This is a genomic window from Nocardia sp. NPDC059236 (assembly GCF_042754085.1).
Taxonomy (GTDB): domain Bacteria; phylum Actinomycetota; class Actinomycetes; order Mycobacteriales; family Mycobacteriaceae; genus Nocardia.
In genome coordinates this window covers 119,737-142,751 of record NZ_JBHZAF010000019.1, presented here as the reverse complement: position 1 = coordinate 142,751, position 23,015 = coordinate 119,737, and the positions used below count along the sequence as shown (strand labels likewise).

Annotated in this window: 19 protein-coding genes; 18 read left to right on the top strand and 1 reads right to left on the bottom strand. The window is 63.0% G+C overall.

The features are described from left to right. Nucleotides 1-20: 20 nt before the first annotated feature. The 14 genes from ACFXIV_RS36890 to ACFXIV_RS36825 all read left to right on the top strand — a co-directional run bounded on the left by ACFXIV_RS36890 (nt 21) and on the right by ACFXIV_RS36825 (nt 15,596). Nucleotides 21-776 carry an enoyl-CoA hydratase/isomerase family protein gene (locus ACFXIV_RS36890; RefSeq protein ID WP_379421394.1) on the top strand — a complete coding sequence of 252 codons (756 nt, stop codon included), beginning with the start codon at nt 21-23 and terminating at the stop codon, nt 774-776. A gap of 47 nt (nt 777-823) precedes the next feature. Then, complete coding sequence (locus ACFXIV_RS36885; protein ID WP_379401064.1) at nt 824-1,336, top strand: MaoC family dehydratase; 513 nt, start codon at nt 824-826, stop codon at nt 1,334-1,336. Nucleotides 1,337-1,340: 4 nt separating this feature from the next. Further along, nucleotides 1,341-2,279, top strand: coding sequence for an ArgK/MeaB family GTPase (locus tag ACFXIV_RS36880; protein ID WP_379421393.1), 939 nt, complete (start codon nt 1,341-1,343; stop codon nt 2,277-2,279). Continuing rightward, on the top strand, nt 2,279-3,400 hold the full coding sequence (locus tag ACFXIV_RS36875) for an acyl-CoA dehydrogenase family protein (protein WP_379421392.1): 1,122 nt from the start codon (nt 2,279-2,281) through the stop codon (nt 3,398-3,400). The genes ACFXIV_RS36880 and ACFXIV_RS36875 overlap by 1 nt, the downstream gene beginning before the upstream one ends. Beyond that, the gene (locus ACFXIV_RS36870; protein WP_379401061.1) at nt 3,397-4,428 is read left to right on the top strand and encodes an acyl-CoA dehydrogenase family protein; all 1,032 of its coding nucleotides are present in this window, start codon (nt 3,397-3,399) and stop codon (nt 4,426-4,428) included. The genes ACFXIV_RS36875 and ACFXIV_RS36870 overlap by 4 nt, the downstream gene beginning before the upstream one ends. Then, complete coding sequence (locus ACFXIV_RS36865) at nt 4,428-4,880, top strand: cobalamin B12-binding domain-containing protein (protein WP_379401060.1); 453 nt, start codon at nt 4,428-4,430, stop codon at nt 4,878-4,880. Before ACFXIV_RS36870 ends, ACFXIV_RS36865 begins: the two co-directional genes overlap by 1 nt. After that, a complete protein-coding gene (locus ACFXIV_RS36860; RefSeq protein ID WP_379401059.1) occupies nt 4,880-6,028 on the top strand; it encodes an acyl-CoA dehydrogenase family protein in 1,149 nt (382 codons plus the stop codon). The genes ACFXIV_RS36865 and ACFXIV_RS36860 overlap by 1 nt, the downstream gene beginning before the upstream one ends. Then, the gene (locus ACFXIV_RS36855; protein ID WP_379401058.1) at nt 6,025-7,155 is read left to right on the top strand and encodes an acyl-CoA dehydrogenase family protein; all 1,131 of its coding nucleotides are present in this window, start codon (nt 6,025-6,027) and stop codon (nt 7,153-7,155) included. Before ACFXIV_RS36860 ends, ACFXIV_RS36855 begins: the two co-directional genes overlap by 4 nt. Further along, nucleotides 7,152-8,210, top strand: coding sequence for an acyl-CoA dehydrogenase family protein (locus tag ACFXIV_RS36850; RefSeq protein WP_379401057.1), 1,059 nt, complete (start codon nt 7,152-7,154; stop codon nt 8,208-8,210). Before ACFXIV_RS36855 ends, ACFXIV_RS36850 begins: the two co-directional genes overlap by 4 nt. Before the next feature lie 57 nt (nt 8,211-8,267). Beyond that, nucleotides 8,268-9,893 (top strand): methylmalonyl-CoA mutase family protein, encoded by a 1,626-nt coding sequence (locus tag ACFXIV_RS36845; protein ID WP_379401056.1) that lies wholly within the window; start codon nt 8,268-8,270, stop codon nt 9,891-9,893. A gap of 104 nt (nt 9,894-9,997) precedes the next feature. Then, complete coding sequence (locus ACFXIV_RS36840) at nt 9,998-10,654, top strand: TetR/AcrR family transcriptional regulator (RefSeq protein ID WP_379401055.1); 657 nt, start codon at nt 9,998-10,000, stop codon at nt 10,652-10,654. 83 nt (nt 10,655-10,737) lie between these two features. After that, nucleotides 10,738-11,097 carry a hypothetical protein gene (locus ACFXIV_RS36835; RefSeq protein ID WP_379401054.1) on the top strand — a complete coding sequence of 120 codons (360 nt, stop codon included), beginning with the start codon at nt 10,738-10,740 and terminating at the stop codon, nt 11,095-11,097. Between the two features lie 259 nt (nt 11,098-11,356). After that, nucleotides 11,357-14,869, top strand: coding sequence for a protein kinase (locus tag ACFXIV_RS36830; protein WP_379401053.1), 3,513 nt, complete (start codon nt 11,357-11,359; stop codon nt 14,867-14,869). A gap of 70 nt (nt 14,870-14,939) precedes the next feature. Continuing rightward, the gene (locus ACFXIV_RS36825; RefSeq protein WP_379401052.1) at nt 14,940-15,596 is read left to right on the top strand and encodes a TetR/AcrR family transcriptional regulator; all 657 of its coding nucleotides are present in this window, start codon (nt 14,940-14,942) and stop codon (nt 15,594-15,596) included. A gap of 29 nt (nt 15,597-15,625) precedes the next feature. Here ACFXIV_RS36825 and ACFXIV_RS36820 read toward each other — a convergent pair whose 3' ends face one another. Continuing rightward, complete coding sequence (locus ACFXIV_RS36820; protein ID WP_379401051.1) at nt 15,626-16,744, bottom strand: uroporphyrinogen-III synthase; 1,119 nt, start codon at nt 16,742-16,744, stop codon at nt 15,626-15,628. Between the two features lie 299 nt (nt 16,745-17,043). Between ACFXIV_RS36820 and fdxA the strand changes: the two genes are divergently transcribed. The 4 genes from fdxA to ACFXIV_RS36800 all read left to right on the top strand — a co-directional run bounded on the left by fdxA (nt 17,044) and on the right by ACFXIV_RS36800 (nt 22,926). Next, a complete protein-coding gene (fdxA, locus tag ACFXIV_RS36815) occupies nt 17,044-17,370 on the top strand; it encodes a ferredoxin (RefSeq protein ID WP_379401050.1) in 327 nt (108 codons plus the stop codon). 148 nt (nt 17,371-17,518) lie between these two features. Beyond that, the gene (locus tag ACFXIV_RS36810) at nt 17,519-18,928 is read left to right on the top strand and encodes an APC family permease (protein WP_379401049.1); all 1,410 of its coding nucleotides are present in this window, start codon (nt 17,519-17,521) and stop codon (nt 18,926-18,928) included. 842 nt (nt 18,929-19,770) lie between these two features. Next, complete coding sequence (locus tag ACFXIV_RS36805; protein ID WP_379401048.1) at nt 19,771-21,105, top strand: flavin monoamine oxidase family protein; 1,335 nt, start codon at nt 19,771-19,773, stop codon at nt 21,103-21,105. Nucleotides 21,106-21,390: 285 nt separating this feature from the next. After that, entirely contained in the window at nt 21,391-22,926 is a 1,536-nt protein-coding gene (locus tag ACFXIV_RS36800; protein WP_379401047.1) for an APC family permease, read from the top strand. Nucleotides 22,927-23,015 lie beyond the last annotated feature (89 nt).

Below are 23,015 nucleotides of genomic sequence, written 5' to 3'. Positions count from 1 at the left end.
CTGCAAACGAGTTGATTCGCGTGACGACCAACGACGTCGGCGTCCGGCGCCTGGAGATCGACAATCCGCCCGCCAACGCAATCAATACCGCTGTGGCACAACGGCTGTCGGAGTCCATCGCCGCAGCGAACGACGATCCTGCCGTCCGCTGCCTCGTGATCGGAAGCGTCGGCAAGCACTATTCCCTCGGCGCGGATATCAAGGCGCTGGCAGTTGCCACAACATCGGAGGGTGCCGAGTTTCTCGGCAGCATTCGTGCGGCTTTCGACGCCGTCGAGTCGGCGAGAGTCCCCACGATCGCTGCCATCGGCGGAATGGCGACGGGGGGTGGCGCCGAACTTGCCCTCGCCTGTGACATCAGGATCGTTTCCCCGGACGCGAGACTCGCGCTGCCCGAAGTGCGCCTCGGGTTGCTGCCGGGCGCCGGCGGTACCCAACGGCTCGTCGACATCGCCGGGATCGGTGTGGCACTCGACCTGATCCTCACCGGGCGAACGATCGATGCGGACGAGGCGCTGAGGCTCGGATTGGTCTCCAGGATCGCCCAGGAGCCGATCACAGCGGCGACCGAACTCGGCCGACAGCTCGCCGGCTACCCGCAGGCGGCAGTGTCGGAGATTCGGCGCGTGTTCACAGCCCGGCGTGTCGAAGGACGGGGCGCCGGATTCCAGGCCGAAGGCGAGGCCATCGGCGACTTGCTTCGCTCGGCCGATGCGCGGTCCGCAATAGAGGAATTCGTCAATCGGTCGACCCAGCGGACCCGCGCGAGCGGGTAGCGCCGATCCGGCGACGACTACAGGTTTGATCAGGAAGCAGGACAGACATGAGTTCCACACCCAACTCTCCGGGCGACGCGTCATTAGTGGATGTCGCACTGAAGGCGCGCGGTGAAACCTGGGAGCAGATGGCAGTCGCCGGGCGATACCGTACGGCGTCCCGGACCATCACCGAACCCGATCTTGCGGCATTCGTGAATCTCGCGGGTCTGACCGAGGGCTTGTTCCTCGACGCCCGATATTCGATCGAAGCCGGATTCGCCGGTCGTCTCGTGCCGGGCATGCTGACCTATTCCTTCGCCGAAGGTCTCGTCATGCAGACCAACGTCCTGCAGGGCACCGCGGTTGCCTTTCTGGGAATGTCGCTCGAAATTCAACAGCCGGTTTTCGTTGGTGACACTATCCACGTCGTCATCGAGGCAACTGATGCGCGGGCGACGAGTAACAGTGACCGGGGGATCGTGACCACACGAAACACCGTGGTGAATCAGCGAGGCGAGCCGGTGCTCACCTACACGCCGATGCGAATGATCAAAAGTCGGTCCGGATCCCAGGAGTAATGCGATGACCTCGGTCCCAGTGGATACCCTCCTCACCGATGTCCGTGAGGGGAGTCGCCGGGCTGTCAGTCGAGCGCTGAGCCGACTCGAGAACGGCGACGCCGAACTCACAGCGGCGGCGTTGCGCTTGTCGCGTTCGAGTGCGTGGGTACTCGGTATTACCGGCGCACCTGGCGTCGGTAAGAGCAGCACGATCAGGCGCCTGATCGAACTGGGGCGGCGCGCTCAGCGTCGCATTGCGATCCTGGCCTTCGATCCGACCAGCATCAACAGTGGTGGCGCCCTCCTGGGTGATCGCCTGCGAATGGCCGAGGTGCTCGACGCCGAGGCGAGCGTCTACATGCGGAGCATGGCGACCCGGCTGCACCTGGGCGGGCTCAGTCGCTCGTGTCCGGCCGCGGTAAATATCCTCGCGTCAGCCGGATTCGACATGATCATCGTCGAGACCGTGGGCGTCGGCCAATCGGAGGTCGACGTCATGCGTCTCGCAGACACGGTGCTCGTGATTGTCGGTCCGAACTCGGGTGACTGGGTCCAGGCCGCCAAAGGTGGCGTGATGGAGATCGGCGATGTAGTCGGTATCTCGAAGTCCGACCTCGACGGTGCCGCCGATACCTTCCGCGACGTTCGGGCGATCATCGGCCATCGTCCCGGATCCGAGGCGATCATTCCGGTCGTTCCTTTCTCCGCTCACCAGAAGAACGGCCTCGACCAGCTATGGCAGGAGTTGCTGGCCTGCGCAAAAGCAGGTTCGCAGGTCACCGACGGGTCCGCGATGCGCACGCTGGTGCACAGCACCATCGATGCCGTCCTCGACGGATTGACCGACAGCGCAATGACGGAATTGATGGCGAGCACATCGTCGTCCGAATTGCTGTGGCACCTGGCCGATCTGGTGACCGCCGAACGCCCGCCTCTTGACGAAAGGAACGAAGGAGCATGATGAACGAAGGTGAAATGGCCGAATTCCGTGAGCATATTCGGCAGTGGCTCCGGACGAACCTCTCGTCCCCCGAGAAGTGGGGCTCGATCTTCACGGTCGAGGGATTGCAGCGCCGGCGCCAGTGGGAGCGACAGCTTTTCGAGGCCGGGTACGCCGTGCTGAGCTGGCCTCCGGAATGGGGTGGCGCGAACGCGGACATCGAGACCGAGAACATCTTCCAAGAGGAGTACCTCGCCGCGGGAGCGCCCGAGCGGCTGAACAAGGTCGCCCTCGGCATGGCCGGTCCCACCGTACTGCGCCACGGATCGCTTGCCCAGCAACAGCGTTGGCTGCCCGGGATGGCCGACTGCGACGAGATCTGGTGCCAGGGCTTCTCCGAGCCGGACGCCGGCAGTGACCTTGCCTCGTTGCGGACCCGCGGCCGGGTCGATGGCGATTCACTGGTGATCACCGGGCAGAAGACGTGGTGCACCCATGGGCCTATCGCGGATTGGATGTTCGCCCTCGTACGGACGAAACCCGACCCTGATCCGCGCGGGAGTCTGACTTTCGTCATGATCCCGATGGACGCCCAGGGGGTGGACGTGCGCCCGATTCGTCAGCTGCACGGCGCACCGGATTTTGCTGACGTCTTCTTCGAGGATGTTCGGGTGCCGATGGAGAACGTCATCGGCGAGGTCGGCCGTGGCTGGGATATCGCGCGAAGCACCTTGCGCCAGGAACGCGCCTCGGGGTTGGCCAGCCACGTCTCGCTCACCATGGAGGCCGACCGGCTTGCCGCCGCGGCCGCAGCGCTCGAGGAACGCGCTGATATTCGGTGCCGGGTAGCGACGGCCTATGCCACCAGCCGTGCATTCTCGGCTTACGTCGCGCAGCGCCGGGCGGATCCGGAGACCGACAGGTCCAGCGTGATCAAGCTGGCTTGGTCGCAGGCGCGCCGAGAAAGCTATGAGGGCCTGATCGAATGCGCCGCGGCAACTCCCGGAGGACCCTCCGCCGAACTCGAACACGCGTACTGGCACGTTCGCGCGGCCGAGATCTACGGCGGTTCGAATGAGGTGCAGCGCAACATCATTGCCCGGAAGCTGCTGAACCTTCCCGCCGGGGCGGGGGCACGATGACCGTCGAACAGATCGCTCCCGCGGAGTTCAGGACCGCCCTTCAGGACATCTTCCGGAAGGAATGGACGCCCGAGTTCGTCCGTGCCCGATGGGACGGCGGGCCGGACCGCGCTCCCGACGCATGGGCGGCTCTGCGCGGCGTCGGCCTCGCCGAGATATTCCTGGCACGCGACGGCGAGCAGCCTGTCGTGTCCGGCGAACTTCGGCTGGTCTTGGCGGAAGAGGTCGCTCGCGTGCTCTTCCCCCTGCCTGTGGCCGAGACGCTCTTGGTTATCGGCCCCATACTGGCAAGGAGCACACAGGGTTTCGCCCGAGATTGGCTCGGCCGCTTGGCCGAGGGGAATGCGTTCGGAGCCCTCATGCTCGAGGACGGCAAGCCGGTCGATGAGGCCGACACCGCCGACTTCATCCTGGCCGTCCGCGACGACCGGTTCGTTCTCGTCGAGCGTGAGCGCTACCGGGTCGAACCGGTGACCACGCAGGATCGGGCCCGCCGGGCGTATCGGGTCGAATTCGCTACCGAGGACGCCCGGGCACTCGATGTCGGTCCGGAACTGATCGACGAGGCGTGGACCTCGATGGTGAAGATTACGGCCGCCCGTCTGCTCGGCGTCGCTGACGTGCTGTTCGAACGGACCGTCGGCTATGTCAGCCAGCGGCAGCAATTCGGGCAACCGGTCGGGGCGTTCCAGAGCATTCAGCATCGCATCGCGGATGTTTTCGTCGCACTCGAACTGGCCAGGGCGCTGGTCTACGAACCAGCAGATGCGGTCAACGCCGGCCGGAGGCCGATCGCGATCAGCGCTTCGGCGGCGAAGGTGCAGGCGGCGACAGCCGAGCGCCTCGCCAACAGGGAGGCGCTGCAGCTGCACGGCGCCATGGGATTCAGCTGGGAGTACGACCTGCATTTCTGGCTCAAGCACGGCAAGGCCCTCGAACAGGAGTACGGCACTGTCAGTGCCCACCTCGAGGTACTCGCCGAATCCTGCTTCGAAGCCGCAAAGACCGAGATTGGTAAGGAGATCTGATGGGTGCACAAGAAAGATATCGGGTATTGGTGGCGAAGCCAGGATTGGATTCGCACGACCGCGGCACCCGCGTGTTGGCGGCTGAGCTCATGCGCAGCGGCTTCGAGGTCATCTACACCGGAGTGTGTCTGTCACCGGAGGCGATTGCGCGAGCCGCGGTCGACGAGGATGTCGAGACTGTTTGTCTCAGCATGCACGTCGGCGCCCACATCGCCATGACCGAGAACGTGATGAAAGAGCTCAGGGCAATCGACGGCCACGACATTCCGGTCATCTGCGGCGGTGTCATCCCGGTGCGAGATCACGACCGGCTCCGAGAGCTCGGCGTCGCGTGGATCGTTCCACCACGGGCATCGCTGCAGGAATCCATCGAAGGAATCTCGCAGTACTGCGGCGCTTATCGCATGGAACGCGACAGCGAGGAACTAGACAGCGCGGAAGGTGTTCGGTAATGGACTTCTCATTGGACGATATCGACCAATACCTGGTCGAGACCACGCGGAAATTCGCGCAGACCGTCTTGCTCCCCAAATACACCGATTGGGATCGGACCAAAACGTTCCCGCGGGAAATGTGGGACCGCATGGCCGATATCGGCCTGCTCGGTCTGCGGGTACCTGAGCAATACGGCGGTACCGACGCGCGATATCTGTCGACCGGCCTGGCCGCCGAGGAGATCGCGGGCGGTGACTTCAACTGCGCCTACGCGGTGATGCTGACCGGGCTGGTGGCGGACGTCCTCGCCAAGAACGCGAGTGTCGAGCTGCAGCGGGAAGTCTTCCCCGAGATTGTCTCCGGGCGGTCGGTCGTGGGGTTGAGCCTGACCGAACCACAGGCCGGGTCGGACGCCGGCGCCATCGGAGCCAGTGCGGTCCGAAGCGGTACCGACTATGTCCTCAACGGTCAGAAGGCGTCGGTCTCGCTGGTCCAGGCGGCGGATGGGCTGATCGTTTTCGCCAGGACGGACAAGGACGCGGGTCACCGCGGTGTTTCGGCATTCTGGATGCCGACGAATCTTCCAGGCGTGACGGCGCAGCCGTACAACGACATGGGACACCGGGCACTGGGGCGGGGCGACCTGTTCCTCGACAACGTCCGTATTCCGGAGCGCTACCGGATCGGCGACGAGGGCCAGGGCTTCTACACGGTGATGCGCGGGTTCGACTATGCCCGCGTGGTGATCTCGCTGATGTGCATTGCCGCAGCGCGGCAGACCATGGCGGAAACCATCACTTATGTGCAGCAGCGCAAGGCATTCGGCAAGGCATTGGGCGAGCACCAAGGCGTCGCCTTCGTGATCGCTGAGAACGCCGCGAAACTCGAATCGGTGAGGTCGCTGTGCTACAAGGCTCTCTCCATGCGTGATGCCGGAGTCGACCATACGACCGAGGCTTCGATGTGCAAGATGCTCGGTCCGCGCTACGCCGTCGACGCGATCCACGAGCTGCTGCTCTTGCACGGGCACTATGGATACACGCAGGATTTCCCTGTCGAGCAGCGACTGCGTGACGTCATCGGCCTCGAGCTGGGGGATGGCCCTGCCCAGATTCAAAAGCTCGTGGTCGCGCGCCGACTTCTCGGCCGGAGCTTCGCGCCATGAGTTCCGAGTATTCCGATCGCCGCCACGAAACCTCCGTGCTGCGCAAAGAGGTTCGTGCGTTCCTCGAAGCCGAGCGGAACGCGGGTGGGTTCATACCCGAAGTCGATTCGTGGCTGGGCGGTTTCGACGCCGGCTTCAGTCGCAAACTCGGTGCCCGTGGGTGGATCGGGATGACATGGCCGGAACGCTTCGGCGGACAAGGTCTGAGTAACGTCCACCGGTTCGTACTGATCGAAGAGCTGCTTGCCGCGGGTGCGCCCGTGGCGGCTCACTGGTTCGCCGACAGGCAAGTCGGTCCGGCGATCATCAGGCTGGGCACGCCCTTCCAGCAGGAGTACTTTCTCCCTCGCATTGTGCGCGGAGAACTCTTCTTCGCGGTCGGGCTCTCGGAGCCGGACTCCGGTTCCGACCTCGCGTCGGTCCAGACCCGCGCGGAGCCGAACTCCGACGGTTGGCGGATCCGAGGCACAAAACTGTGGACGAGTGGGGCCCACGCCTGCCACAACATCGTGGTGTTGTGCCGATCGGAGCGGCGCGGCGCCGACCCGCGCGCGGGACTGAGCCAATTCATCGTCGATCTGACCTCTCCCGGTGTGACTGTCCGGCCGATTCGGTTGCTCAATGGCGAGCACCACTTCAACGAAGTCCAGTTCGACGACGTACAGGTCGGGCCCGAGGCGTTGCTCGGCGAGGTTGGCGCCGGCTGGAGTCAGGTCACCGCAGAACTCGGTTTCGAGCGCAGCGGGCCGGAGCGTTTCTTGAGCACGCTGCCGCTGCTGGAGGCCTACCTGGCAAGTGACCCGTCACCCGAGGACTCCCGAGCTGCGGCGACTGTCGGCTCCGCGGCCGCGGAATTGTGGTCGCTCCGGCAGCTTTCGATCAGCGTCGCCGGCGCGATGGACACCGGTGAGGTGCCTGCGCTCGAGGCCACGATCGTCAAGGACCTCGGCACGCGATACGAACAGCGGCTCGTCGACGACGTCAGGTCGCTCGTAGGAGCGTGCCCGCCCGGGTCGCGCCTGGAGTCTCTCCTGCGTCGTGCGGTCGAACATTCGCCGGGCTTCACCCTGCGCGGCGGAACCAACGAGGTACTCAGAAGCATTGTCGCGAAAGGACTCGGGATATGAGTGACTTGACCGATGTGGTGGCATCACTCGATCCACTGTTCCGCAAATACGCGACACGCGAGCGAGTCCTTGCCGCGGAAGGCGATTGGGATGCCGAGCTCTGGCACCAGTTGGACGAGTCCGGGTTCACCGCGATCGGGGTTCCCGAGGACGAGGGCGGTTCCGGCGGTGACCTCGCCATCGCGTGCGGAGTGGTGCGCGCCGCGGCCCGCTTCACCGCGCCGGTCCCACTCGCCGAGTCGCTGATTCTCGGCTCCTGGTTGCGCAGCCGCTGCGGGCTGGCGCACGAGCCCGGTCCGACCGCCGTCGCGGTCGTCGACCGCCGGGTCAACTACTGGGCTACCTCGAAGGATTTGCTCATCGACATCGACCTTCCGCAGGTGGCGTGGGGTCGTATGAGTAAGCGGGTGCTGGTGGTCATTCTCCGGGCCGACACCACCCACATCCTCGATGTGCCGCGCGACCGGTTTCGTGTCGAGTGCACCCAGAACCTTGCCGGTGAGCCAGTGGACCGTCTCACGGCCACCGGCCTCGATCCGAGTTCCGTGCCGGCCGTCGTTGTCCGTGGCAACCTCGGCGAAGCCATCCGGCAGCGGGGCAGTCTCGCGCGGACGGTCATGATGAGCGGGGCGATCGACGCGCTGATCGAGATGACCTGTTCCTATGCGCGAGAGCGGGAACAGTTCGGCATGCCGATCGCCCGCTTCCAGGTCGTGCGTCATCACCTCGCGGCATTGGCCGCCGAATCCGCTGTGGCAGGTGCGGCAGCGGACGGCGCCGTGGCGGCAGTGGAACGCGGAGCGGATCTGGCCGCGATCGCTGCCCGCGTCCGGGTCAGTCAGGCTGCGGGGACCGCATGCCGGATCGCACATCAAGTCCATGGCGCGATGGGATTTACCCGCGAACATGCTCTGCATCTCGTCACCCGGCGTCTCTGGGCTTGGCGTGACGAGCACGGGAGTCAGTCCGACTGGGAACTCGACCTCGGGCGGCGACTGCTCACCGATGGCCGGGGAGCTCTCTGGGCCATGGCGACAGAGCGAGAGCCAGCGTGATGTATCACGGTCGCGGCCACCAGGCCGATCGCAAGAAACTCAGGTCAGGACAGAACAATGCGCGGTGAACAGCCCAATGCTCCCGATACCGACACCCAGGTAACCTCGCCTGCCGGCTTTCCGGCGCGCACGTTCTACACCGAACCGGGTGAATCCGCACTCGCCGACCCCGGCACCTTTCCGTTCACCCGCGGACTGCATCAGCTCGGCTTCCGGAAGCATTCGTGGGTCAAGAAGCTGATCTCGGGATACGGCACGGCCGAGGAGACCCGCGAACGCCAGATCGAGCTCTGGAACTCAGGGCAGGAGGGCGTCGGAGGAACAAAGCCACTCCACATCGTGGTCGACATTCCGACAGCCGATGGGTACGACAGCGACCATCCCCGTGCCGTCGCTGAAGTCGGACTCTGCGGTGTCGCGATCGACAGTGTCGAGGACGTGAAACGGCTGACGGAGGGCATGCCCCTGGACAAGCTCACCACGACCCTCATCCTGGCAGGACCTGCACCGATGGTGCTGGCGATGTACATCGTCGTCCTCGAGGAAGCTGGCATCGACATCCGGGGGATGGGCGGCCAAGTCTGGAACAACCCGCTCTCGGAGTATGTGACATCGATGTGGCCGACGCTGAGCCCGAAAGCGGCGTCACGAACGATGACCGACACGATGAAATTCTGTGCGACCCGGATGCCCAAATTCCGGGCGGTGAACCTGGATGGCTACAACGTGCGGGAGGCGGGCACCACCGCGGTGCAGGAAGCCGCCTACATGATCGCCGAAGCGGTGGATCTCATCAGAATCGCGTCACGATCAGGAGAGGTCGAGCCTGCTGCTTTGGCGCGGACACTCACAGTCAGCTGGGCCGTGCACAGCGACTTCTTCGAGGAGATCGCCAAGTTCCGGGCAGCACGCCAGGTCTACGCCGAGGTGCTGAAGGAAAAGTTCGCCATCACCGAGATAGATGCGCTGAAGTTGAAAGCCCATGCGCAGACTGCGGGATCGACACTGACCGCGCAGACCCCGCAGACGAACGTCGCTCGGGTCGCTCTCGAGGCGCTTGCCGCGGTACTCGGCGGGTGCCAGAGCATGCACACCTCGTCCTACGACGAAGCCTTGGGGATCCCGACCAGCGAGGCAGCGCAGATCTCCCTGTTCACCCAGCATGTGATCGACAAGGAGTCCGGTGTCACCAGGGTCGCGGACCCGCTGGGTGGTTCCTGGTACCTGGAGGATCTCACTGCGAACATGGCACAGGCGATCCGCGCAGAGGTCGACAGGATCGAAGAGCTCGGTGGATTCACCGCAGCGGTGGATCAGCAGGACCTGCAGCAGCGAGTGGCCGATTCGGCGTACGCGTACGAGCAGAAGGTGAACGCCGGTCAGGTCAAGATCGTCGGAGTCAACTTCCTTCCCACCGTCCCGGAGCCTGTCGACGTGTTCACGGTCAGCCAGGAGTCGCAGCAGAAGCAGATCGCGTTCGTGAAACAGGTTCGCCGAGAGCGGGATAACGCCGTGTGCGAAGCAGCACTCGCGCATGTGCGAGCGGTCGCGGCCGACGAGACCGCATCGGTGATGCCGGCGCTCATCGAGGCGGCCCGAGCACGCGCGACATTGGGGGAGATGGTGCTGGCCATTCAGGACGTTCTCGGTGGTTACCAGCGCGAAACCGTACTCGCACGATGATGATCGGCAGCCTTGGGCTCGCCCGGGGACGGCGGTTCGATGGGGTCACCTGATGATAGTTTTGACTGCGTTCGAGCACTTCGATTGTGCGGGTGGAGGTTGCAGTGTCCTCAGCGTCGTTTGTAGATCCGGACGAAGCGGCCCGCGCCGCGCGTACACGGAGCCGCAACCAGCAGCTGCTCAGCGCGGCGGCCCGGTTGATGGAGCGCGAAGGGTTCAGCAACGTATCGATGCAGGCGCTCGCCACCGAAGCCGGAGTGAGCGTGGGCCTCATCTACCGCTACTTCGGCGGCAAGCACGATCTCCTCCTGGCCACGATTCTCGGCATCGTCGACGACCTGGCGACGCGGATACCCGCTGCAGTCCTGTCCGCCGGTCCCGATCCGGTGGAGCGGCTGGCGGCCGGGTTCCGGGCCTACTGCGAAGTCGTCGACAGCAACCGGCACGCAGCGATGGTGACCTATCGTGAGAGTCGTTCACTCGATGACGAATCCCGCTCGAAGATCAAGCGGCTCGAGATCGAGACGAGCGAGCCGCTGCGAGTCGCAATTTGTGACGGCATTGCCGCAGATTTGATGAAGGTCGCCGACGTCGACCTGGCTGTGTCGAATCTGATGCTCATGGCCCACTCGTGGGCGTTGAAGAACTGGTACCACGAGCGGGAAATCTCCCTTGATGAGTATATCCGTAGTCAGACGGGGTTCGTGCTGCGCGCCATAGTGGAGGATAAGGCGCTCCCCGCGTACACGCATCTGGTCTAGGCCTTCGGCCGCAATTCTCTCCTGTATGGGCGTGTGGTTTCGCGCGCTCGAAATATGATACGCACTAAATGAAGTGAGGACTCATGACCACCCAGCGAACGATGCTGCTTGCTACCTACAACATCAACAAAAATGCGAGCGAAGACGACTATGACAAGTTTCTTCGCGAAGTCGATATGCCGTTCTACAACAGCATCGAGAGTGTGGTCCGATACTCGAACTGGAAAGTAGTCGATCAGAAATTGGGTGAAGTCGGATTCCGCTACATCGATCTCATCGTCGTCGATGGGGATGATCCCTTCGAGTTGTTCAAAAAGAACTCTGACGTGCAGGAGTTCATCAAGATGTGGGAATCGAAGTGGGCAGAGTTCGGTACCGATGAGAAGTATCGCGGTAAGAACTACCAGATCGTGCAGCTCGACGAGATCGCCGCGCCGGACTAACGGGTTATCGTCGCCGGTATGAATTGATAAAACGAGAGCCGGTGGCCTCGGCCGCCGGTCCTCGTTATATTTCTCGGGAGCGTCGACGACGATTTATATCGGTGATACCCTTGGGGCCACGGCGTCTAGAGGTGGTTATATTGGATACGCCCGCGAAAGTCTGCCTTATCGGCCCGTCGGTATGCACCCGTCGGGATTCAGAATCACGCTCGGACCACGGCGCCGCCGCGGATCTCGCAGCCGGGGGCTGAGAGCATCGATGCCCACGTTCGATCCGCTTGCGACGCAGCGTGACGTCACCCCTGCGATCACAGCGGAGCTGGAGGCAGCCGGCTTCGATAATGCGGTGGAGATCGGCCGCGGCGGATTCGGTGTCGTCTACCGATGCGACGAGCCTGCCCTCGATCGCACCGTTGCGGTCAAAGTCCTTGTCTCCGACATTGATTCGGAAACACTAGAGCGTTTCCTCCGCGAGCAGCGGGCAATGGGAAGACTGTCCGGACATCCGAACATTGTCAATATTCATCAGGTAGGTACTACGGGCAGCGGTCGGCCCTACATCGTGATGCAATACCACCCGCTCGGCTCGCTGGAGGCACGGATCCGCCGCGACGGCCCGCTTAGCTGGCAGGAGGCGCTGCGAGTCGGAGTGAAGCTGGGGGGCGCACTCGAGTCGGCGCATCGTATCGGCATCCACCATCGGGACGTGAAACCCGGCAACATCCTGCTGACCGACTACGGTGAACCGCAACTGGCAGACTTCGGCATCGCGCGGATCGCGGGAGCCTTCCAGAGCTCCACGGGCGCAATCGTGGGTTCACCAGCGTTTATAGCCCCGGAAATACTTGAGGGCGATCCCGCGACTGCGGCGTCGGACATCTACAGTCTGGGTGCCACGCTGTTCTGCGCGGTGACCGGCCACGCTGCCTTCGAACGCCGCAAGGGTGAGCAGGTGGTTGCCCAGTTTCTGCGGATCACCACCCAACCGGTCCCCGATCTGCGTGGGGGACGAATTCCGGATGATGTGTGCGCCGCCATCGAACGGGCGATGGCAGGGAGGGCAGGCGACCGTCCGGCCAGTGCTGCCGAGCTCGGCCGCGAGCTTCGAGAGATTCAACGTCGACACGGTTGTACCGTGGACGAAATTCCACTCGCCGCCGAGCCCGGTATGAGCGCCCGGATCGACGACGACTCGAGTTCTGTACGTGTGGTGACCGACCATTCGGAGCGGCGTGCACGAGTCGACGCGCCGCCCACACCGGCAACCAAGTTCCGGCCATCGATGCCCGCCCGTTCGCTGGTTGTGCGGCGTCGACTGCTCGAGATCCTGCGCGGTGGCCAGGAACGGCGGTTGACGGTGATTCACGCGCCGGCCGGCTTCGGTAAGAGCACCCTCGCGGCCCAGTGGCGTGATGTTCTGATCGAGCGGGGGAGTGCGGTCGGCTGGCTGACGGTCGATGACGACGACAACAACGTCGCATGGTTTCTCATGCACCTGATCGAGGCGATACGGCGCGTGCGCCCCGCTCTGGTGAATGGGATCGGCGAGCTGCTCGAGGAGTACGGTGACGACGCCAAGCGCTACGTGCTGACGTCGTTGATCGACGAGATCCATGACCGCGGTGAACATCTGGTCCTGATCATCGACGACTGGCACCGGATTTCGAGTGGTGCGACTGTCGGCGCGATGGAATTTCTGCTCGATAACGGTTGCCACCACCTCCAGGTCGTGGTGACGAGCAGAACTCAGGCCGGGCTTCCGCTGAGCAGGATGCGAGTGCGCGACGAACTGGTCGAGATCGATTCGGTAGCACTGCGATTCAACGATTCGGAGTCCAGATCCTTCCTCGTCGATCTGGCCGGCCTGGCGCTGGAGAATGACGACGTGGTCCATCTGCGGGAATCGACCGACGGATGGGTAGCCGCGCTGCAGTTGGCGTCGCTGTCACTGCGCGGGTGTGAGGACCCGGTCGAGCTGATCGGGAACATGTCGGGCAGACATCACGCCATAGGCGAATATCTGGCCGAGAACGTGCTCGACACACTGGAACCCGAGCTTCTCGATTTCCTGCTGGCGACGTCGATCACCGAACGGATCTGTGGCGATCTCGCGTCGGCGCTGGCCGGGGTGACTCGTGGTCAGGCGATTCTCGAGGCGGTCGAGGATAGAGACCTCTTCCTGCGCCGGATGGATGAGGACGCGGAGTGGTTCCATTTTCACCAGCTCTTCGCGGAGTTTCTGCGTCGCCGGCTCGAGCGCGACGACCCCGATCGGGTTGTCGCACTCCATCGGACGGCCTCGGTGTGGTTCGCCGAGCACGGCCTGCTCAGTGAGGCCGTGGATCATGCTCTTGCAGCAGGAGACCAGGAGCGGGCAGTCGAACTGCTCGAATCGGACGGAACGCGGCTGCTCGAGCACTCGCAAATGTCCACCCTGCTCGCACTGATCGCGAAACTGCCACCGCGACTGGTGGTGTCGAGCCCGCGGCTGCAGCTCGGGGTGGCTTGGGCTCGGGAGGTGCAGCGTCATCCGGCGGCCCAGTCGGCACTCGACCTCGTCCACTCCCTGCTGGACAAGAGCACGCTTCCCGCATCGGAGGTCGCGGATCTCCGGGTCGAGGCAGATGTTGTCCAAGGCGCGATCGAGATCTCCGCCGATCGGATCGACGGCGTGGCCGGGTTGGTGTCGGAATGTCTGGCCAAACCGGAGACTCAGCGCCCCTGGGTTGTGTCCGCCGCGGCGGACATCGCCACGTTCGTCGAGATCTACCGGTTCGACTTCGGCGCGGCACGCCGGAGGCAGGAGTGGGCTACCACCTATCACAGCAGGACGAGCGGCCCGTTCAGCGTGATATACGGATATTGCTTCGCGGGTATCGCCGCGCGGGAGGTACTCGATATTTCGGGGGCGGAGGAGAACTTCCGGAAGGCGCTGGACCTCGCCAGCGAATATGGGGGACGTCATTCGTACTCGGCGCGGCTCGCCGGTGCGCTGCTGGGCGAGATTCTGTACGAACGAAACGACGTCGCCGCCGCCGAGCGTCTTCTGGACGAAAGCTCCGAACTCGGAACAGAAGGCGGCTTGGTCGATTTCATGCTCGCGACGTATGTCATCGGCGCCCGGGTCAAGGCAGCCGGGGGCGACCTCGAATCTGCGGTGCGACGTCTGCGCGACGGGTCGCGGATGGCCGAAGATCTCGCGCTCCCGCGGTTGGCCGCCGGAATCAGTAACGAGGAGATCAGGTCGGGTATATCGTCCGCATCCGAAGCCGGCGCGCGCCCTGGCGGATTGGATCTGCGCGTCTCCGATGCGGGGCTCCGAAGCCGACACGATGGCATCGTGGCGATCACAGCAGAGCTCGACGAGGATTCGGCGATAAGGCTCCTGCTGGCGTCCGGCGAACCCGAAGGGGTCGAGACAGCCTGTGCCCGCGCCGCGGCGCTGGCGGGCTGTCTTGACGACCAGCGGCGGCCACGGGCGTCGCTTCATGCGAGACTTACACTGGCAGCATGCCTTTCGGCGGCGAAGCGGATGGCTGAAGCTGAGAGCGTGTTGGTGCACGTCGCCGCGCAATGCGCCGATCTCGGCCTCATTCGCCCCCTGCTCGACGAAGGCCCACACGTTATTGCCGTTCTTGTCGCCCTCCGGGAGGATCAGCGCAATGGGCACTGGCCTCAGGAGTGGCCGGTTGTGCCCAGTGACTTCGTGGATCGCCTCCTGGCGAGTCGACCTTGTCGGGGTGCGGCACCCTCAACGGGAGGGGTGCTTTGACTCCACAGTGGGGGACTTCTATAGTTCCCTAACAAACGTTGGTTCGAAGGGGTGTGCCCGATGGTGTCCGATGGCTGGTGAGAATGCGACAGCATTGAATGATCCACCGCCTAAGTCGACCTCGGAAATCATCGTTGAAACCGGCTTGAAGCTCTTTTCCGAGATCGGATACGACGGCGCCTCGATGCGTCAGATCGCGTCCATTGTCGGTATACAGCCGGCGAGTCTGTACAACCATTACGCCTCCAAAGAAGAGCTCCTATGGTCCATCGTCGAGGATGCGCTGGTGCGGATCCGCAGCTATCAGCGCCGGGCTTTCACCGAAGAGGCGACAACCGTCGATAGGCTCCGGGCCTTTGTTCGATTGCATGTCCGGTTCCATGCCGAGCACCGGCAGATGGCGCGCGTCGTCAACAACAATATGGAAAGCCTGAGCCCAGCACACTACTCGATCACCGCGCAGCGTCGGGAGGAGTTCGAGCACGGTCTGCGTCAGATTCTCCAGTTCGGGTCCGACGAAGAGCTGTTCCATATCCGCGACATTCGACATACCTCATACGCTGTCCTCGACATGGGTACCGGTGTTTCGAACTGGTACCGTCCTGATGGCTTGGATCCGCTCTCGGACATCCTGGATGCGTATGAGGAGATGGCTCTTCGCATCGTCGGTTACGCGCACCCACTCACTCCCCTTCGCACAGACCCCGAATCCGCCCTGCACCGTTGAGGTCCTCAGTGCGCCCGTGATGTCCGGTGTCAGTCGAGTGCGAGCCGGTAGCCCCGTTTGACGACTGTCTGCACTGCCGTCGGCACTCCCAACGCAGCACGAAGCCGTCCGATCGCGACCTCGACCGCGTGAGGGTCACTTCCGCCACCCGGCAGCGCAGCAAGCAGCACGTCCCGCGGAATCACTCTGCCGGGCCGCGTCCCCAGAACTCGCATCAATGCCATTGCGGAAGGCGGCAATTGGCGCGCCTCCCCATCGACCACGACGTGAGAACCGCTTCGGATGCTCACTTCGTGTCCATCGAGCCGAATACTCTGTGCGCGCCGGGGCAGCTCATCCGCGAGGCGCCATGCCAGCTCGCCGAGCTGCGGGCGTGCCGGCGTTGTCGTCGGAATATCGAGTGGATGAAACGGTGCCGAAGTCACCGGACCCATGCACGCGACCAGCACTCGGTTCCGCAAAGCGTCGACGATCGGCGCGGTGATACCCCTCTCCTTCGCGCGGGCCAGTATCGCCATGGCGGCGGCCGTGCTGGTAAAGGTCACTGCGTCGATGGCGCTGCACGCGATCTGGTCGAGCATTCGATCCAACGGGCCACATTCCTCGGGAGTGGTCGTGCGGTAAACGGGTACCGGGATCACATCCGCTCCGGCACGACCGAGACGATCGCAGAGATCCGGGGCCGCACCGAACCTGCCGGCGCCGTGCAACTGCACGGCGATTCGCTTGCCGACGACACCCTCGGCAACGAGGTGGTCGAGCATCTCGATCGCGGTTCCCGATACCGGCGACCATTGCTCGCGAAGGTCTGCCGCCCGGATTGCACCCTTGGCTTTACGTCCTCGGGCGAGCAGACGCGTAGACGCCAGTGCGTGCCTGAATTCGTCGGCCTGGCCTAGTCCAGCCGCTGCTTCCATCCAACCACGGAAGCCGATGCCCGTGGTGATGAGCACGAACTCCGGTGGGTCGTCGATAATCTGACGCGTCGATCGCCGAAGTTCGGTGTCGTCATGCAGCGGCAATATTCGAATCGCTGGAGCCTGAACGACTGTCCCTCCCAGTCGTGTCAGAAGGGTCGAAAACTCCGTGGCTCGCCGATACGCCGTCACCCCAATGGTGAAACCGGTCAGTGGCTTCGCGTCAGTCATGCCCCGACTTGCTTCACTTGCGAATTCATGTCCTATGCTCCACTGCCGTGCTCGCCGCAGGCCTCTTGTAGCTTCGAGGCTTCAGCGATCGCGTTTCGTCAGCGCATACTAACAACCGATCGTATGCTCGGGCTGATCCAGGCTGATACGGCAGCGATTTACATCAATATTGTTGTGAATCCGCAGGCCAAGCGAATGTACTGTTCCTTGACTCAGCATCCCGGGCAGACATACGATCGGTCGTTAGTTCGACGCGTTGAACCAGACAAACGGACTTGCTACGACTTCGGAGATCATTCATGGCCTACGTCATCGCCCTACCCTGTGTAGATATCAAAGACCGGGCGTGTGTCGAGGAATGCCCCGTAGATTGCATCTACGAGGGTGCTCGCATGCTTTACATCCACCCTGACGAATGTGTCGACTGTGGTGCGTGCGAACCGGTGTGCCCCGTCGAGGCCATCCATTACGAGGATGACCTGCCCGATCAGTGGGCAAACTTCACAACGGCGAACTCCGACTTCTTCGCCGAACTGGGGTCACCGGGTGGTGCGAAGGCGATTGAACAACAGTCGGACCCGGAATTCATTTCTATGCTGCCTGTCGCAACCTTGGACGACCTGTAAGCCGGCATCGATGGACTCTGTGCTGCGTGCCCTGCGTATTTGACGACATCTTCTCGTTCCGGTACGGATATCCGCCTGCGGCGGTAACGGCATTGATCAAGTAATTGTGTGAATGCAACGCGGTGAGGACACAGCGAGTATGACAGACATGGAGCTGCCCGCGGTCGACGGCGACCATTCGGCCGCATTGCAATCGGGAAGTCTATCCATGGCCAAGTCGATGGCCATGGGCGCCGCTTATATCGCGCCGGGCGTCATCATGATATCGACGACGGCGTCCATTGCGCTGACGGCTGGGCGCGGATCTTGGCTCGCCGTTCTCCTGGACATTCCCGTCCTCGTCTGCCTGGCGGCAGCCATCGCGGCATTCGCTCGCAGGTACATCGTCACCGGCTCACTGATGTCCTATCTGGGCGATGCCTTCGGCGAGAAGCTCCGAATTATCTCCGGGTCTCCGCTGATCATCGGGTATCTGGTTTTGACGCCGGTCGCCAGCATCTTCACGCTGATCTTCGCTCAAGGACTACTCCTCGATCTCGACCAATCGTGGGCAGATTCGCCGTCGGCGCAGGTCGGTGTCATCGCCGTGCTGTCACTTCTTGCCGGGTACATCGCCTACCGAGGCGTCGAGCTTTCGGCGCGCTGGGCAACCGGCGCGACGCTGGTGTCCGTTCCGTTCGTGCTCGTCGTCCTCGTCGCGACATTGCTCCATAACAACATCGCCTGGGGTACGGCGCTCTCCTTGCAGGGCGTCCAGTTGTCCGACCTGACAGCGGGTCTCGTCCTCGCCTTCAGCGGACTGGTCGGATTCGAGGGATTCACTGCCCTCGCGCGCGAGACCAAGGATCCCGCTCGAAACATCCCGGGAGTCCTCTACTCCCTGGTCGCGCTCGTTGTATCGCTCATCCTGCTCGGATGCCTGGTATTCGCACCGGTGCTCTTGAACAACCTGGATGCGATCAACGCGGGAGAGTCGCCTTCGGGGATCCTGGCTGATGCCGCAGGGGTCGGTTGGCTCAACGTCCCCTTGGATGCGAGCCTGACTGTGGGAGCGTTCGCCTGCACGATCTCGGTTTTCAATACCGCGTCACGGATCCTCGCAACAGCGGGAACCGACGGCATGCTCCCCTCGTGGCTCGGAAGGATCAGCCCGAAGACGCGCACCCCAGCCCGTGCCGTAGCGATCCTGGGCATCGTTGCGGCCGGCGTACCGGCGGTGTCCCAGTTCGTAGTTCGGCAATCACCCCTGCGCGCCCTGACCGCAACCGCCCCCACGGTCGTGTACCTGTGGCTCTTCCCGTACGCCGCGATATGCCTCGGGCTCATCGCTCTGCAACGTCGAGACGGCCGATCGTTTTCTATGCCGTCCGTGGCCGGCGCGTTCGGATTCGTGTTCATCGCGTGGCTTCTCGTATATAACGTGACACACGCGACAGGGACAATTCAAAAAATTGCCCCGGTTATCGGGATCGGCCTTGCCGCTGTTCTATTGATCGCATCGCTCGGAAGAATGTCGGAACCGTCGCGACGCCGTTCCACTCGAACCCGTACTCAGTAGCTGTCGAGGCTACGTCGCGACTCGACGATGCTCGCCAGGCACGCTTCGGCAATTTGACGGCCTTCCAAGCCGTTCGGCAACTCGCCGCAACCCGAGCATCGCACAGCCGGCTTGCCTCCGGATTCGACTATCGACAGCGACGATGAGTTAACACATCGGCGACACAAGCGATTGCCCATGGTGGCGATGTCATGACCGGTCAGAGTTACGCATTGATGTACCCAACTCTTGTGTATCGGACATGTGAGTCGTGTGTACGCGGAAAGTCCACCGAGTTCCTCGACGATATCTTCTCGTTCCAGCACGCGTGCGAGATGCCAGTCGTTCGAGGTGGCGCTACTTACGGTGACGTCAACCTCGCTGTCGATTGCAGTCCACGACATTGTCATCGCCTCGTCTCGTGTGGTTCAGTATGCGACGCGTTCGAGGGTGACCGAGTTCACTCGAATGCGAAGCAGTAGAATTACTGGTTCGACTACTGATTGAACAGATTAGGTAACCGGCACGCTGGTCCGAGATATGACGCCCAGTCCTCTTGCAGTGCCGGTCGAGCCGCTGGAAGTCGGGCTTCGCGCCCGTGGCGACCGGCGTAATTGATCAATGAATTTTGTGAATTCAGCGGGGCGAGGACGCGGCCAGCAAGCGGTGCTTGGATACGGCAGGAGCCATAGAACCGGCCTATAAGCAAACGCTTGCGGCAGCAATAGGGGTAACTTACGATCGTTCGTAAGCCGAGCATCGTCGGAGTGGCTTCCAGAAGCGCTCCACTGATGCGGGAGTCGGCCCATCGAGAACGAAGTCTCAGGGACTGCTGAGCACCTACGAGAGGTTCGAGGAACCACATGCCTCAGGATTACGACGTAATCGTCATCGGTGCCGGATTTGCCGGTGCCACTACTGCCCGTGAATGTGCGACGCTGGGATTGCGCACTCTGGTACTGGAAGCGCGGGATCGGGTCGGCGGGCGCACATGGACATCGGAGTTGTCCGATGGTGAGCTGATCGAGATCGGTGGCACGTATGTCCATTGGCTGCAGCCGCACACCTGGTCGGAGATCAGCCGGTACGGTCTCGACGCCGCTATCGAGCCCGCTGTGAGAGAAGTGCCCGAACAGTTGTTGGCGCCGTCCGGCGCGAACCTGGTCTGGCACGATTTCGAGGATCACGCAGGTCGGCAGAAGGAGCTCTTCGAGCGGTTCTTCGAACAGTCGATGGAGGTCGTTCCGCGTCCCTACGATCCGCTGTATGCGGGCGACGCGGTGGCAGAGTTCGACAAGCTCTCGATCCGGGACAGGCTCGACCAGTTGAACCTCGCTCCCGATGACTATGCCTATCTCGCCGGCGTATTCGGCGGGGAATCGGGCGTTGATGTGTCCGAGGCCAGCTTTCTGACGATGTTGCGCTGGTGGTCGCTGGCCGGTCACAACCATGGGGCCTTCGAGGAAGCACTGTTCGGGTACAAGTTGACGGGTGGCACCGTAGGCCTGCTCAACGCGATCATCTCCGATGGCGGCGCAGAGCTTCGCCTCAACGAGGTGGTGACCACGGTCGTCAACGGCGACGATGGCGTCACGGTGAGCACCGCGGGCGGGGGCGCCTACTCGGCCAAGGTCGCCGTGGTTGCCACCCCGAGCGGTATCTGGCCGCGCATCGGTTTCGCGCCCGCCCTGGCCGCTGAACGAGTAGAGGCAGCTCGGGAGGGCATGCAGGTTCCGCGTGGTTCGAAGATCATCGCGGTGATCCGCGGCGAGAGCCGTCGCTTCTACGTGCAGCCGCACCCCGGACACCCGATCGGCTTCATGTGGACCAACCATCTGCGGTCGGCCGACGAGCAGGTTGTCACCATCTTCGGCACTCCGGCCTTGAAGGATGCCACCGATCCGGACGAAGTCGCCGCGGCCGTCAAAAGCCTGCTCCCGGACGTTGAAATCGTCGAGGCGGTTACCGGCACATACTTGGATGACGACGAGTTCGCAGGGGGTGGCTGGCCCTTCCCGAAGCGTGGTCAACTTACGCGGTTCGCGCCGTACAAGAAGTTCGCGGAGCCCGAAGGCCGACTCGTCTTCGCTACCTCCGATATCGCGGCCGGATGGTGTGGCTTCATCGACGGCGCCATCGAATCCGGCTACCGGGCCGCGCGCAATGTGCGGACGGTACTTCAAGCCGGTAGCGAGTAACCAGTTCGACATCCGCATCGGCTGATGCGTCGTATGCCCACGCCGGGACGGTCGGCGGCTCGCTGAGCGGGCGACACCGGGGTCGGTCCGGTGGCGGTGGTGACTGCGTAGACCCGGCCGGCCCCTTGGTGCCGGAATCCCTTGATCGTGAACTACGGACAATTCTCGTCAGGCAAAACTAACGAACGTTCGCATGTCGGACCGTCCGCTGGTGCTGATGCCGCGCTTCGCACGGCACGGCCCAACCTGCTAGCCAGCAAAACTCTCGTACTTTGGAGACTCCTCATGACAACTGATGATCAACTGCGCAATGCCGGGCCAGATGAACCCGTACGTGTCGAGACCGGCGCTCTCCCAGCATCAGACCCGCACGGTTCGCCCCCCAAGCTGCGAGGCAACTTGGGGTTGGCCGGCCTGACGGTCAACGTTCTGGCCTATGCCTCCCCCTTGGCGCTCATGTCCGGCTACGTTTCGCTGGTCATCGGCTATGGAAACGGCCTCGGTGCGCCGCTGGCGATTGGTGTGACAACCATCGTTGTGCTCATCTTTTCTGTCGGTTTCGGCGCGATAGCCGGTGCTGTCAAGAAGCCGGGCGGCTTCTATACGTATGTGGCTGCCGGCCTCGGGCGCCCTGTCGGGCTCGGGATAGCATTTCTCGCCATCTATATGTACTGGGTCGTCACCGTCGCGGGTTATTCCTTCATCGGGATCGTCAGCAAGTACATGGTCGAAGGCTTTCTCCACGGTCCAACCTTCCCTTGGTGGGTGTGGGCGGCCGTGATCTGGGTCTGCGCCTCCACGTTGTCCTACTTCAAAATCGACATCTCGGTACGTGTCTTGTCGGTCTTGATTGTGGGAGAGGTCATCTCTGTTCTTGCCTTTGATACCGCGGTGTTCCTGGCCGGCGGAAAACATGGACTGCCCGCCGAACCGTTCACCTTCTCGGCATTTCACTCCGGATCGCCCGCGTTGGCCATCCTGTTCTGCACCGGGCTGTTCATGGGCTTCGAAGCGAGCGTCCTCTACAGTGAGGAAGTGAGAAACCCGGAACGGAACATTCCGTGGTCTATGTACATCTCGGTTGCGTGGCTCGGACTACTGTTCGGAGGCTCGTGTTACATGCTCATCGCTGCCGTAGGTAGCGAGTCTGCTGTCGATGTGGCGCTCGACAACTCTCAAACGATGTTCCCGAACGCCATGGGCACCTACCTGCACTCCGTGGGCACCGATATCGTGTCGATCTTCCTGGTGACCAGCGTCTTTGCGGGACTTACCGCCGGACAAAATATCACCGCTCGATACATCCACTCGCTCGGGGTGGACGGCGTCCTGCTCAAATCGCTCGGTGCTGTGCACCCGCGCCACGGGTCTCCATACCGCGCCGCGATGGCGGTAGCCGCCTTGTTCGCGGTCGGGATTGTCGCCATGGTGCTCAGCGGGCAGGCGCCCAACAAGCTCTACGCGTGGATCAGTGTCGGTGCCTTCTTCTACTTCCTGATGCTGATGGCTTTCAGTAGCCTGGCCGCATTCTTCTACTTCCTTCGACGTCCTGATAATCGCCCGAACGCAGCGGTGTGGATCGCCGCTCCCGTTGTCAGTTTCCTGGCGTTGGTGGCGATTTCGTCCTACGCATTCTTGAACTTCGATCTGGTGACTGGATCCACTATTGTCAGCGACATAAGCCTGATTATGGGATTCGTGGTGCTGGCGCTCGGGATTACGGTCGCGCTATTTCTGAAGGATCGCCGCCCGGAGGTGTACCAGCGAATCGGACGGAATCTCGCGCTCGATGAGGCGCCTCCGCTGCAGGACGGATACTGAAGGCCGATAAGGCCGATAGCGACAGGATCGTGTGGTGTCACGGGGGATCGGTGCTTCTGAGCCCGTCCCCCGGTACCGGTGGCACGCCG

Coding starts and splice junctions, on each gene's coding strand:
- ACFXIV_RS36885 (WP_379401064.1), top strand. CDS start 824: ATGAGTTCCACACCCAACTCTCCGGGCGACGCGTCATTAGTGGATGTC.
- ACFXIV_RS36860 (WP_379401059.1), top strand. CDS start 4,880: ATGGACTTCTCATTGGACGATATCGACCAATACCTGGTCGAGACCACG.
- ACFXIV_RS36835 (WP_379401054.1), top strand. CDS start 10,738: ATGACCACCCAGCGAACGATGCTGCTTGCTACCTACAACATCAACAAA.
- ACFXIV_RS36875 (WP_379421392.1), top strand. CDS start 2,279: ATGAACGAAGGTGAAATGGCCGAATTCCGTGAGCATATTCGGCAGTGG.
- ACFXIV_RS36800 (WP_379401047.1), top strand. CDS start 21,391: ATGACAACTGATGATCAACTGCGCAATGCCGGGCCAGATGAACCCGTA.
- ACFXIV_RS36825 (WP_379401052.1), top strand. CDS start 14,940: ATGGCTGGTGAGAATGCGACAGCATTGAATGATCCACCGCCTAAGTCG.
- ACFXIV_RS36830 (WP_379401053.1), top strand. CDS start 11,357: ATGCCCACGTTCGATCCGCTTGCGACGCAGCGTGACGTCACCCCTGCG.
- ACFXIV_RS36810 (WP_379401049.1), top strand. CDS start 17,519: ATGGAGCTGCCCGCGGTCGACGGCGACCATTCGGCCGCATTGCAATCG.
- ACFXIV_RS36805 (WP_379401048.1), top strand. CDS start 19,771: ATGCCTCAGGATTACGACGTAATCGTCATCGGTGCCGGATTTGCCGGT.
- ACFXIV_RS36880 (WP_379421393.1), top strand. CDS start 1,341: ATGACCTCGGTCCCAGTGGATACCCTCCTCACCGATGTCCGTGAGGGG.
- ACFXIV_RS36865 (WP_379401060.1), top strand. CDS start 4,428: ATGGGTGCACAAGAAAGATATCGGGTATTGGTGGCGAAGCCAGGATTG.
- ACFXIV_RS36870 (WP_379401061.1), top strand. CDS start 3,397: ATGACCGTCGAACAGATCGCTCCCGCGGAGTTCAGGACCGCCCTTCAG.
- fdxA (WP_379401050.1), top strand. CDS start 17,044: ATGGCCTACGTCATCGCCCTACCCTGTGTAGATATCAAAGACCGGGCG.
- ACFXIV_RS36820 (WP_379401051.1), bottom strand. CDS start 16,744: ATGACTGACGCGAAGCCACTGACCGGTTTCACCATTGGGGTGACGGCG.
- ACFXIV_RS36850 (WP_379401057.1), top strand. CDS start 7,152: ATGAGTGACTTGACCGATGTGGTGGCATCACTCGATCCACTGTTCCGC.
- ACFXIV_RS36855 (WP_379401058.1), top strand. CDS start 6,025: ATGAGTTCCGAGTATTCCGATCGCCGCCACGAAACCTCCGTGCTGCGC.
- ACFXIV_RS36845 (WP_379401056.1), top strand. CDS start 8,268: ATGCGCGGTGAACAGCCCAATGCTCCCGATACCGACACCCAGGTAACC.